This window comes from Clostridium pacaense (genome assembly GCF_020709765.2).
Taxonomy (GTDB): Bacteria; Bacillota; Clostridia; order Lachnospirales; family Lachnospiraceae; genus Enterocloster; species Enterocloster hominis.
In genome coordinates this window covers 798,269-810,382 of sequence record NZ_JAJFEB020000001.1, presented here as the reverse complement: position 1 = coordinate 810,382, position 12,114 = coordinate 798,269, and the positions used below count along the sequence as shown (strand labels likewise).

The window sequence follows — 12,114 nt, the reverse complement described above, 5'->3', positions numbered from 1 at the left end:
AGTGCCAGGGATGACGAAGGTACCGTTAAACAGAAACTCCAGAAAAAGACCGCCAGCGACGGTCTTTTTTTTCGCAACCAGTTTATCGTAACCAGGATTCTGCGCGCCCTACGGATACTTTCAAATGGAGGAACACCCATCATCCCAGTTGTTGAATCCTTTTGTTTATAAGGGCGTGCTGCCAAGCCACTTGCGGAGTGTTCACTGAGGAGAGCAGGTGACTCTTGTCAGGGGATTGGGGGCGCCCCAAACAGGAGGAGTTTACAGGTTTTTGCAGAGGTGAAAAAGTGGAAATCGCAAAATGTTTCTCATTTTTGCTTTGATTGTTACCATAGAAACAGCCAGGTAGTATAATACGCCTTACTAAGAATGGTAAATTAAACCACTCTTCGCAGCTTGATATAATCGCAAATCATGCTGACAGCAGCGTCCACGCCACAAGAGCTATTAATGCAGAGATGATAACCATGCGGATTCCCCCATTCCCCGCCGGAAATGCTGTTATAGTATGCGGAGCGTGCCGCATCAGAGCGGGCAATGCTTTTTCGGCCTGCTTCTTCCGTATCGCCATACATTTCCATTATCTTTTTGACGCGGTATTCTTTGGGTGCATAGATGAATATACGAACCACATCGGGATAATCGCTCAAGACATAATCAGCGGCGCGGCCTACTATGACGCAGGAACCACTATCGGCAATCTTACGGATAATCTGTTCCTGTGCCACAATCGCTTGCTGTATAACGGTTGTACTTAGATACAGGGAACGTAGAAATTCCGGGGAGTTTTCGTTGATGTCAGATACAAAATGTCGGTCTAACCCGGTTTCCTGTGCGGCAAGCGCTGTCATTTCCTTATAGTAACAGGCAATCCCCATCCGTTCTGCTACAAGTTGTGCAATCCGCTTACCACAGGAGCCATGCTCACGGGCGATTGTGACAATTACTCCTTTATGCGATGGACGGATTACCGCATTTTCCGGGACAGGTTCGAGGCCCTCACTTGATTCCATTGTTCTAAAATAGTGGACAGTCAGGCATACGGCAACAATCATGCCAATGAGATCTGCCGCGGGCGCAGCAAACAGGATTCCGTTAATACCACTACCAGCTTGATTTCTTTCAAAAATAGACGGAATTAGTATCACAAGCGGTACAAAGCAGACAATATCGCGTGTCAAAGACGCAATGACCGCCATAACTGGCCTGCCCACAGCCTGAAAGAAGATTGAGGACATTTTAATCACACAGGTAAAGATGACGAGTGACAGAAAAATCCGGAATGTCCGTCTTGCATATTCAAGATAGAGAGTATCATTTCCAGAGCCAAAAATATTGATGACACCCTGCGGATAAATCTCAAAAATCAAAGTGGACACAATGCCGACAACAAGCGTTGCAATTAAAATCGCCCGGTACGTTTCCTTAACCCGACTGTATTTCTTTGCGCCGTAATTATAGCCTAAAATTGGCTGCCCGCCCAGGACAATACCGACAACGATGTTGATGACAATGGTAAACACCTTTGTTTCAATGCTGATTACCGAGATGGGGATATCCTGCCCATAAATTGACAACGATCCATATTTTGCAAGCATGATATTACAGACTAAGGAAATGACAACGATGGACATCTGCGTGATAAACGAAGATGCACCTAATTTTAAGGCATTACTGAAAATTTTGAAATGTGGTATAAAGCTGCCCTTCGCCAGCCGAAAACTCTTTGTTCTAAAAAAGTACAGTACACTGACAAGGAAAGATACTGTCTGCCCAATGACGGTAGCCCATGCAGCACCTGCAATCCCCCAGTTTAGCGAAAAGATAAATATCGGGTCAAGAATAATATTCAAAATTGCGCCCAGTGACATAGATGCCATTGAAACAGCCGGGCTTCCATCTGCACGAATGACAGCGTTCATCATGTTCATCAGCATAAATGCCGGAAAGAAGCAAAGTACAATCGTAAAGTATTCCATTGCCATTGTAATCGTCTGGTCAGAGGCGCCAAACAGCCGGAGCAACGGCTCTTTCCATACCGCACAGAACGCTAACATGATAATGCTAAGAATCAGCGTAATCATAATCCCTGTACCGATACAATGGTGCGCATTTTGTGTATCTTTTTTCCCTTGACAAATGCTAAGATAGGCGGCACTGCCATCACCGATACACCATGCAAAGGCCTGCGTGATAATGAGAATTGGAAAGACAATACCTGTGGCCGCATTGCCGAGGTAGCCCAACTCACTGTTGCCGACAAAAATTTGATCTACAATGTTGTAAAGTGCGCTGATGAGCAGCGAGAGTATGCAGGGAATTGAAAATTTTATCAGCAGTTTTGAAATTTTTTCCTCACCAAGCATACGGTTTTGATTTGTTTGTTCCATGATCTTCCTCCTAATGAATGCATACAAGATTTGGAGTCTTTATCAGAGAAAAGCTACCTAAAAACTACGAAGGACAAAAAAATAGTGCGTAGAATCCATTTGGAATTCTACGCACTTAGCTGTCCGACTTAGTCATGATAACATATTTTTTCGCGAAAAGTCAAGCAATATTATCCGCCGAAAACAAACGGATATAAAGTGGTTTTTACAAGAATTTCTGCCCATGCAATGGCTGTTGTAATCATATAAAGTCCCTTTGTCCATTGGTTCTGGCTGCACTATCTGGAAAGCTTAGGAAAGTTTTTAACCATGTGTAGTCCATTTTTTGCAAAATATGATATAATTGATGGAATAGAAAAGGGTTTGAAGGGAAATGCATAATGAATATACGGAGTTCTATGTATCGGTTGGTTATTATTCTGGTTATTGTTCCATTTCTGATATTCAGTTCATTACTATCATTTACATATAGTAGCAAATTAAAAAAGGTAATCCAGGAAAGTCTTGAAGCTGTGGCAAATTCCCAACTTGCGGAAATGAGTGATTTTTGCGAACTGCAAAGAAACAACCTGAATATTCTGGGCAGTATGAAGGTAACGAGGACAGCACTGCATGGGGAGTTAAATCAGGATATGCTCCAATACCTTGATAACATACTGGATTCCTATGCGCAGGCTACCCCATACTTAAATTGTGTCGCGTTGCTCGATACAGACTATCGGCTGGTTGCATGCAGCACGCAGGATTATGCGCCTTTTGCCAATCCAGGGTTTGATATGCTGGTTGAACGGATGAAGGGGAATCCGTTTTATATCTCCAATGTTTTAACCTATGAACGGTATGGCTAGGAAGTCCAGTCGGTCGTGGCAATCGCGAAAATCACGGATGGGGAAACATCTCTGGGCTATGCCCTGTCAGAGATTAATCTGGATTTCTACGATAATATCCGTAGACAGGCAAAGCTCTGGAATGAATCCACCTTTTATCTTCTGGACGGAAAACAGAATATCATCAGCGCTGGTACACAGGAGGATAGACGGGAGTCTTTCGTTACGACCGATACGGAGCGGAAGGACTATCATGAAAAATATGACGCCATTGACTTTAAAAAATATCCAAAAGGGAGCTTCAACTATCAGGTTGACGGAAACACCTATATTACATATTATTCCAATGTAGGATATACGGATTGGCGCGTCCTGCTGTCCGTGAATATGGACCTGTTTCTGAATAAAGGACAGGTTTCATTCTTTTTTATTGGGACCCTGGTGCTTCTGTGCGCCATATCGACGTTGCTTTTGGAACGGTTTATGTACAAGCGGATTGTCTGGCCTGTCCAGCATATATCCGATACGCTGGATGGGATCCAGCAAAAGCAGGATTATTCCCTGCGCATAAGGGCTGTCAGGAAAGACGAGCTGGGGACCCTGTCGGAGAAAATCAATGAACTGCTCTCTTTCATTGAGACGGAAAATCTTTATAAAGCCAAACAGGAACGGCTTTTGCGGGAAAAGGCAGAGAGAGATGCCCTGACCCATGTGCTCAATGCCGAAAACATTCGTGAGTATCTTCGCGGCGCCATAAGCCGTCACCAGTCAGACGGCTCCCCCATGGCTGTGCTGTTTGTGGATGTAGATGATTTTAAGGCATTTAATACGAACTACGGGCATAGCGTAGGTGATCAGGCGCTGCTGTACATCGCTTCCGTATTGGCGCATGAGACAGGTGGGATTGTGGGACGGATAGGGGGCGACGAATTCCTGACAATCATAGAGAATCAGGAACGTCTGGCAATGCTGGAGTCCTGCCTGGAATGGGTCAATGACCCGGCCCGCAGCCAGTTCGTCCTGCGCGGCAGCGGTGAGGTCCTTCCAATCGCCTGTTCCATTGGTGTGGTGTTCGTAGATTTTAATGGATCCTGCCTCGAAGAGATTACAGCCGAACGGTTGGAAAACCTGGCGGACACTGCTATGTATGAGGCAAAAAATAATGGTAAATGTGGATATATAATCAAGCGCTGCCCACCTTGCGAAAACAGGAAATAGTGTGGCATCGGATAAATTGGTTCATACACACATGGATTAAATAAAATCCTAAAATACGGTACAATATCCATATAATAAGACAGGAGGGAAAAGGCGTGGACGAGAATAAAGAAATGTTTGATAAGCTGGTAAAGGGTCTGCGTGATATTTATGGGGACATACTGGTAAGGGTTTTGCTCTATGGTTCATTTGCCCGTAAAACCAATACCCAAGAATCAGATATAGACATAGCAGTTTTATTGGATGGTGAGGAAACAAAAGATATGCACAATCGCATGGTAAATTTGGCGGTAGATATGGATTTAGAATATGATCAGGTGTTCTCCGTCCTGAATATTGACTATAAAAACTTTTTGGAGTGGGAGGATACCCTGCCATTCTATAAAAATGTGAAAGAGGAAGGGGTTGTACTGTGGGCAGCGTAGAGACATTAGCAAAATACCGCTATCAGCGGGCATTGGAAGACTTGGCTGCGGCAAAAGAAATGGTCTCAAGTGGTATGTATAAACCGTCGCTAAACTGTTCCTATTATTCGATTTTTCATGCGATGCGTGCAATTACAGCATTGGAAGGATTTGATTCCAGCAAACATAGCGGGGTTATCGCTTATTTTAACCAGAATTTTGTAAAGACAGGAATCTTTGCAAAGGAGGCTTCTAAAATAATCAAGGGTGCTTCTATTATGCGGGAGCAATCAGAATATTCGGACTTTTTTATTGCGTTAAGGCAGGACGCGGAGGAGCAGATTGAGAGGGCCAAGGAGTTTATCGGAGAGGTTATGAGGTATCTGCAGAACAAGCAGGTTCTTTAAGAGTATTAGGTTAATAGGCAAGAAAATATATGCATAGAAGTATGGACTGAAGATGCATAACCAGAAAAGCAGTTGTTTTTGGCAACTGCTTTTTTATTGTAGAAATGGCTGCGGAGATCCGCAGCTTTTTTAGTGGAAAGGCGGATTGTCAGCTTATGACACCAAGGCAGGAAAGCTGTGATTCTCCCTTTTCAAGCAACTGTTTACTATAGATTCCCTTAGGAGTGGAAAACGATATTGAAAAATTATTTTTTTTGACGGTCTTGCATTCTTAAAAAAAAAGGACTAAACTATGTTTTAATATTCAAAATGCGATTAGCGGAAGCTAACTGATACGAAGGAGGAGATCAACATGGAGGATATTACATTAGTACTGCTCCGCCACGGCGAGAGCGTATGGAATAAAGAAAACCTGTTTACTGGCTGGACGGATGTGGATCTGTCTGATACAGGGAAAGCAGAAGCACGGCAGGCAGGGAAGCTTTTGAAGGATGGTGGATATGGTTTTGATATCTGCTATACATCATACCTAAAACGGGCAATCCATACCTTAAACCTTACCTTGGAGGAAATGGATATGGAATGGCTGCCCGTCATCAAGACGTGGAAGCTGAATGAACGCCATTATGGAGCGCTGCAAGGACTGAACAAGTCTGAAACAGCCCAAAAATATGGGGAGGAACAGGTGAAGATCTGGCGCCGTTCTTTTGATGTCCAGCCCCCGGCGCTTGCGCCACAGGATGAACGGAATCCGGCGAGGCAGCCTCCTTACCGGACAGTGGCGTCAGATACCCTGCCACTCGCGGAAAGCCTGAAAGATACGATAGAACGTGCGGTTCCTTATTTTGAGGAGAAAATCAGGCCGAGACTTGAACAGGATGAGAGGGTGCTGATTGCTGCGCATGGGAATTCACTCCGTGCACTGGTCATGCATCTGGAACATCTTTCCCAGCAGGAAATTGTTGGACTGAACCTGCCGACAGGTGTTCCGCTTGTTTATCACTTAGATAAAAGACTTGCTGTGAAAGCGAAAGAATACTTAGGTGACTATGCAGCAATCCAGGCCAAAATGCAGGCTGTCGCCAATCAGGGAAAAATAACAGGATAACACCATGACGGATTACTTACTTAGAAAGGACAATTTAATATGCTGGAAGAAAACGTTTTAATACCATTTTTTAAAAAATTTGACCAATACCCATTCTGTGTAAAGATAAATCAGAAGGAGTACAGAATAGGAACCGGAGAGCCGGAGTTTACTGTGGATTTCAAGAAGCCGATTCCCCTGTCTTCCCTTCTGACAAGCACCTCTCTTGCATTAGGGGAGGCATATATGGATGGGGATTTGGAAGTTGAAGGAGATCTTTATTATGCCCTGGATCACTTTTTAGGACAGATGGATAAATTCTCCACGGATGAATCAGCACTTAAAAAACTCATGTTCTCATCAACGACAAAAAAGAACCAACAGAAGGAGGTGCAGAGCCACTATGATATCGGCAATGATTTTTATAAGCTCTGGCTGGACGAGACGATGAGTTACTCCTGTGCCTACTTTTTACATCCAGAAGATACCCTGTTCCAGGCCCAGGTCAACAAAGTGGACTATATCCTAAAAAAACTGTATCTGAAAGAGGGGATGTCCCTGCTTGATATTGGATGCGGCTGGGGGTTCCTGCTGATTGAAGCTGCTAAAAAGTACGGTGTGCATGGAATGGGGATTACATTGAGCCAGGAGCAGTACAAAGAATTTAAGCGGCGGATTACCGAGGAACATTTGGAACAGCTCATCGAGGTGGAACTGATGGATTACCGTGACCTGCCAAAATCCGGCCGGGAATTCGACCGGATCGTAAGCGTCGGGATGGTTGAGCATGTAGGGCGTGATAATTACCAGCTTTTTATGGACTGCGCAAATAAAGTGTTAAAACCAGGCGGGCTGTTCCTCCTGCATTTTATCAGCGCCTTAAAAGAGCATGCAGGAGACCCGTGGGTTAAGAAATACATTTTTCCAGGCGGGACAGTACCAAGCCTCCGTGAAATGCTTTCCTGTGCGGCCGAGGATGGGTTCCATACGATTGATGTAGAGAATCTGCGTAACCATTATAACCGGACATTGCTCTGCTGGGAAAAGAACTACCAGGAACATATCAGTGAAGTGCGGAAGTTGTTTGATGAGCGTTTTGTGCGTATGTGGGATTTATACTTATCTGCTTGTGCAGCGACATTCCATAATGGAATTATAGACCTGCATCAGATCTTATTTACAGAGGGTATTAATAACCGGCTGCCACTCGTCAGATGGTATTAGATTAATCAGTATGGGTAGGGTGAATGACGAAGAACTTCGCTCAGTCAGGTACAGCGGCGTGTCCGGTTTCCTGGAGTCGTATCCAGGAGCTTCCATTTATTCTGTTATTTTTTATCAGTGCAGCAGCAAAGGCACCGGATATGATGATTCATTTTTTCCAGTATGGATTTAGCCATTATAAATCGGAATTATATAGACACGCATATCACTGAAAACCCGTGATATTCATTGTGGATGGACTGTTTTCCACTACCCTTTAGGGAAACGTCAAAAGCTGTCAGCCAGAAATGAAACAATGCAGGAAATTCGTGGCGTTGAGTTTATCATAAAAGGCTCTGTTTCTTGTCGAATTTCTTCGTATGGTGGAAGTATGGGCCAGATAAAATGCCATCATAAAAAAGCAGCCTGCAAAATACCACAGAAAAAAATAAAAAAATTTAAAAATGATGCAACTTTATCCAGATGTACTACGTCTAATAAGATGAAATAATAAAAATGGAGGATTTTAATCATGAAAAAAAGAAATGTATTAGCTGCAGCATTCATCACATTAATTCTGGCTACCGGCTGTTCCGCACAGGGTGGAACAACATCATCTGCGGCTCCAACCCAGGCAGTCAGCACTTCCGCAGCCAAGGCCGAAGTGGAGACTACTGTACCGGAGACAACTGTGGAAACCGAAAAAATGTCGGATGAGACAGGGTCCTCTATAACGGGAACCATCAGTGAGATCAAGGAATCCATGTTTGTCATCACAGATGAAAATGATACCGCATATGCGATTGGGTTTGAGGGTCAGGCACCAGAAGGTTTATCTTCCGTAAAAGAGGGGGATACCGTAACTGTTGTATATACAGGTGTGTTAGACGAGACTGAGGCATTTACAGGAACCATAATTTCTGTCACAAAGAAATAATGAAGTCAATCATGTTCCATAACAGATGGGTGGTCTGCCCATCGTTATAAGGAGCAGTTACTGGGTGCTATGATACCCTCAGGCAGGACGCTGAAATTAAAAACCTGCCTGGGGGTATTGTCATGTCCAGAAAAGTAAAAGCGGTTAAGCAGTATAAGCAAAAGTAGGCTGAAAACGGAAAAATTCCTGAAGTATTTATAAAAACACTGTTGTATGGATGTCGTTTTGGGTTTATTATATAAATACCATTATCTATTTTCGTATTTTAAGTGCAGAGGAAGAGGAGAGGTATGTCCAGAAAAGCATATTCCGAACAGGAACGGAAACGAATCAAAGAAGCCCTTCTTGTTACCATGCTTCAGTGCATTAATGAGAGAGGGCTCATCCACAGCAGCATAGAATTCATATGCAGAAGAGTAGGCATCTCAAAATCCTATTTTTACAGCTTCTTTTCCTCCAAGGAAGAACTGGTGCTGTACGCCCTGCAGTACCAGCAGCCCAAACTTCTGCAGTATGCCCAAATGCTGATGGATCATCCCGGACTCAGCTGGCGCGAAGGTGTTGGGGAGTTCCTGAAAAACTGCTGCTATGGAAACAGAAGCGGAATCGCTGTCCTTTCCATAGAAGAGGCACAGGAAGTCTATCACTGTCTGAATCCGGAAAACTTTCAGGTATTCCAGCAAAACCAAATGGCTTTATTCAGCAGTCTCATGAAGATCTTTGGCGTTCCTGTTAGTGCCATGGATCCCAGACTGTTTGGGAATATGATCCTGACCATGATCATGGTCCACAAGGCAATACCAGATACCATGCCGTTTCTTTTTCCTGAAACTGCAGGAGATATGGTGGAATTTCAAATCGATTCCCTGATTGATAAGATGGAGCAGGCAAAGAATACGGAGGTTACAAACGCTTTATATTAGGAAGGGAGGTTATCTGTTGGAACACTTACTTGGCCTTTGGGAAATTAAGTGGCACAGCCAGTCCGTGCCTGATGGCAGGACTGGTACCTGGCATTTTTCAAAACATACCTCTGAGGGGGTAACGGGAATTCTGTCACAGTGGTGCTGCCCGGGTATGGAACGTGATACAACGCTTCCTCTCCCGGTGGATGAGGGTACCGTGCTGTTTACGCTCCTGCCCGTCATGGGCTGGGTTGGAACTATGCTGTTTCAAAATGGTTCATTAGGTTCGGTGGTGCAGGATCAAAACCAATCAGATGATTTGACATTCCTATATCCGTCGATTCCTGATTCGCGGTTTCGCTTTTCTGCGCGTCAGACAGAAGGCTTTGAGTGGTTCTATGAAGAATATGAGGATGGCCACTGGATCAGACGTGAATGGATTGTTGCAAAGCGGATCAATGATAAAATGTGAGGTGATTCTATGATGTACTACAAGCACTACAAGCAGACACAAAACGACAGCGTCCGGATGCTGATGGAAGCGCTGGAAATGGAGGCGCAAAAAAATCCATTCTGGACCTTGCAGGACCTTTTTGCACTCTGCCGGGATATTTCATTTATTGATGACGATCCCCAAAACGCAGATTATTTTGACAGTACCTATCTGATCCTGGCGGAGCTGTACTCGGAATTTAAACGGTACGGCCAGATGGCAGATGTACCGGAGTCCCTGAGAAGGGTACGCTCCTTCACGATGGATGAAGCGTCCAAACAGGAAATGATGTCCGTTCTCACAGACCTTGGGTCCGGTATAATCAATAACCGGACCAGAGTGCTGACTGCACAGTGGGAGAAGGAAGGGACACTGAGGGATTGGCAGCAGCATATTGGGGAACTGGCGGCTGAAATCATGGAGGCAGTTCCTGAGCAGTCCCCAGCCAATCCGGACCTGGACAAAGCTGCTAATGAGTTGGAAGCCCAATCCAAAAAGAAACGGAGTAAAAAAATGACAGCTTTATTTTTCGTAGGTTCCCTCCTGTTTACATGGTTCTCACTTTATATTTTATTGTATGGGGCGGGGGTTACATATAGCGCTGTAAATCTTCGGGCAAACGGAATTAGAACCACCGCGGAGGTCACCCGGATTGCCTGTGAGATGCGCCCGGGGAAAAACGGGAGTGTCAGGGAACCGGCTTCTTATTCCTATTTTGAAGTTGTAAATTTCACTACGGAAAGCGGCAGAGAGGTCCAGTCCCGCTTATATGCAAAAGGAGAATCGGAAGACCGCTATCCTGTCGGCGATGAAGTTGAAATTTACTATAATCCAGAAGCCCCGGCACAGATCACGGATGCCAGTTCCAATGCCCAGCTTATAAAAGGAATTGCGGCAATCGGATTCGGTCTGCTTATTTTTATTGTAATTGCGGTTATGAGCAAAGGGCTTTTTGCCTCCATGGGTTCCACGGGATGGATTGTCTCCATTGGCTCCAAAGCTGTACTTCTGCTGCTGGCGCTTGGCCTTCTGGTATATCAGAATCTTTATACCCTGTACCGTTACTTTCCGGCCGCAGATGAGGAAACCTGCGTCGATTCCGATGGCGTGATGGTGCGCCGTGATGATGGGAAGCCATTCTCCGGAAGGATGCAGTCCCATACGGACCAGAGCCTGTCTGTGTATTCCTATAAAAACGGCCAGCTTGATGGCCTTGATGTGGTCTATTACGATGGGATTGTGAAAGAAACCGGTCATTGGAAAGATGGAAAACAGAACGGACTGTTCCTGCTCTATACGCCTTCCGGTATTTTGGTTGACTATGCAAATTTTGAAAATGGGGAGCGGCATGGACTGACACAGCAGTTTGATTCTGAAACCGGAGGCATCACGGTCGAAGGCAGCTATAACAATGGGCAACTGGATGGGACATGGACGCAGTATTATCCGGATTCCGGGACTATCGCAATGGAGCAGACCTATCAAAACGGCATACTTAACGGTCCTGCCAGACAGTATTATGAGAACGGCCAGCTTCAGATTGACATGAGTTATGCAGACGGCATACCAAGCGGACCTTATAAATCCTATTACCCGGATGGGCAGATCGGCATTGACGGGGCTTTGGAAAACGGCTCTTACAGCAGCGACACAAAAATGTATGACGAAAATGGGAACCCGATGGATATGTACCAGAACCAGCCGGACGGCGGTGATTCTTACGGTGATCCGTCGGATGACGATGGAATCACCATAACAGAGATACCGGATGGCGACAGTATCCCTGTATCCTATGCCATCACAGACGCGCTCCAGGCGGCTTTTCGGATGTGGGTGGATCCGGAAACCGACTACCCAGCCGAATTTTCCATTCAGACCGGGGATGAAGTCATTTCTAAGTTTTATGAGCAGGGTTCTGATGGCGCTGGGAATATTATAAGCGAACTGGAACTGGCGGAAAACAAAATCTTACGGATTGACATTTGCCATACCAGGCGTGATACGTCCCGCTATCTTCTGCAGGGATTCGAGAACGAGGATATTGACGCGGAAACGCTGATTCCGGAAATTTTACAGGTGTTGTGCTGGAACGAGCCGGATTCCGAACCCTTTGATATACTGATCCGGGTGGTCAGTGAAAGCGATGGTTTTCCTGAGAACGATTTGGACAGCTATTTTGACAGCAGTTCCGGCTGGCATGATCTTAATCTTGAACCATAGAAGCAATATACAGCAGGACGTAA

11 protein-coding genes are annotated in these 12,114 nt (G+C 45.0%); 10 read left to right on the top strand and 1 reads right to left on the bottom strand.

Going from position 1 to position 12,114, the window contains the following annotated elements; translation table 11 throughout:
* Positions 1–377: 377 nt before the first annotated feature.
* On the bottom strand, positions 378–2,390 hold the full coding sequence (locus LK536_RS33320; RefSeq protein WP_227795123.1) for an MATE family efflux transporter: 2,013 nt from the start codon (positions 2,388–2,390) through the stop codon (positions 378–380).
* A 587-nt stretch (positions 2,391–2,977) separates the two neighbouring features.
* Between LK536_RS33320 and LK536_RS33315 the strand changes: the two genes are divergently transcribed.
* From LK536_RS33315 to LK536_RS33270, 10 genes are all read left to right on the top strand, one after another.
* Positions 2,978–3,238: a hypothetical protein gene (locus LK536_RS33315; RefSeq protein ID WP_506092071.1), complete on the top strand. Its 261-nt coding sequence runs from the start codon at positions 2,978–2,980 to the stop codon at positions 3,236–3,238.
* A 15-nt stretch (positions 3,239–3,253) separates the two neighbouring features.
* Complete coding sequence (locus LK536_RS33310; RefSeq protein ID WP_227795121.1) at positions 3,254–4,435, top strand: sensor domain-containing diguanylate cyclase; 1,182 nt, start codon at positions 3,254–3,256, stop codon at positions 4,433–4,435.
* 95 nt (positions 4,436–4,530) lie between these two features.
* Complete coding sequence (locus LK536_RS33305) at positions 4,531–4,860, top strand: nucleotidyltransferase domain-containing protein (RefSeq protein WP_227795120.1); 330 nt, start codon at positions 4,531–4,533, stop codon at positions 4,858–4,860.
* Entirely contained in the window at positions 4,848–5,246 is a 399-nt protein-coding gene (locus tag LK536_RS33300; RefSeq protein WP_227795119.1) for a HEPN domain-containing protein, read from the top strand. Before LK536_RS33305 ends, LK536_RS33300 begins: the two co-directional genes overlap by 13 nt.
* Before the next feature lie 361 nt (positions 5,247–5,607).
* Positions 5,608–6,354, top strand: a complete 747-nt coding sequence (gene gpmA, locus LK536_RS33295; RefSeq protein WP_474912144.1) for a 2,3-diphosphoglycerate-dependent phosphoglycerate mutase — start codon at positions 5,608–5,610, stop codon at positions 6,352–6,354.
* Between the two features lie 39 nt (positions 6,355–6,393).
* Positions 6,394–7,557: a class I SAM-dependent methyltransferase gene (locus LK536_RS33290; protein ID WP_227795117.1), complete on the top strand. Its 1,164-nt coding sequence runs from the start codon at positions 6,394–6,396 to the stop codon at positions 7,555–7,557.
* 511 nt (positions 7,558–8,068) lie between these two features.
* A complete protein-coding gene (locus LK536_RS33285; RefSeq protein WP_227795116.1) occupies positions 8,069–8,473 on the top strand; it encodes a hypothetical protein in 405 nt (134 codons plus the stop codon).
* A 290-nt stretch (positions 8,474–8,763) separates the two neighbouring features.
* Positions 8,764–9,396 (top strand): TetR/AcrR family transcriptional regulator, encoded by a 633-nt coding sequence (locus LK536_RS33280; protein ID WP_227795115.1) that lies wholly within the window; start codon positions 8,764–8,766, stop codon positions 9,394–9,396.
* Positions 9,397–9,550: 154 nt separating this feature from the next.
* Positions 9,551–9,850: a hypothetical protein gene (locus LK536_RS33275; RefSeq protein WP_227795114.1), complete on the top strand. Its 300-nt coding sequence runs from the start codon at positions 9,551–9,553 to the stop codon at positions 9,848–9,850.
* Positions 9,851–9,859: 9 nt separating this feature from the next.
* Positions 9,860–12,091 carry a DUF3592 domain-containing protein gene (locus LK536_RS33270; RefSeq protein ID WP_227795113.1) on the top strand — a complete coding sequence of 744 codons (2,232 nt, stop codon included), beginning with the start codon at positions 9,860–9,862 and terminating at the stop codon, positions 12,089–12,091.
* Positions 12,092–12,114 lie beyond the last annotated feature (23 nt).

Coding starts and splice junctions, on each gene's coding strand:
- LK536_RS33320 (WP_227795123.1), bottom strand. CDS start 2,390: ATGGAACAAACAAATCAAAACCGTATGCTTGGTGAGGAAAAAATTTCA.
- LK536_RS33290 (WP_227795117.1), top strand. CDS start 6,394: ATGCTGGAAGAAAACGTTTTAATACCATTTTTTAAAAAATTTGACCAA.
- LK536_RS33270 (WP_227795113.1), top strand. CDS start 9,860: ATGATGTACTACAAGCACTACAAGCAGACACAAAACGACAGCGTCCGG.
- LK536_RS33275 (WP_227795114.1), top strand. CDS start 9,551: ATGGAACGTGATACAACGCTTCCTCTCCCGGTGGATGAGGGTACCGTG.
- LK536_RS33280 (WP_227795115.1), top strand. CDS start 8,764: ATGTCCAGAAAAGCATATTCCGAACAGGAACGGAAACGAATCAAAGAA.
- LK536_RS33315 (WP_506092071.1), top strand. CDS start 2,978: ATGAAGGTAACGAGGACAGCACTGCATGGGGAGTTAAATCAGGATATG.
- LK536_RS33285 (WP_227795116.1), top strand. CDS start 8,069: ATGAAAAAAAGAAATGTATTAGCTGCAGCATTCATCACATTAATTCTG.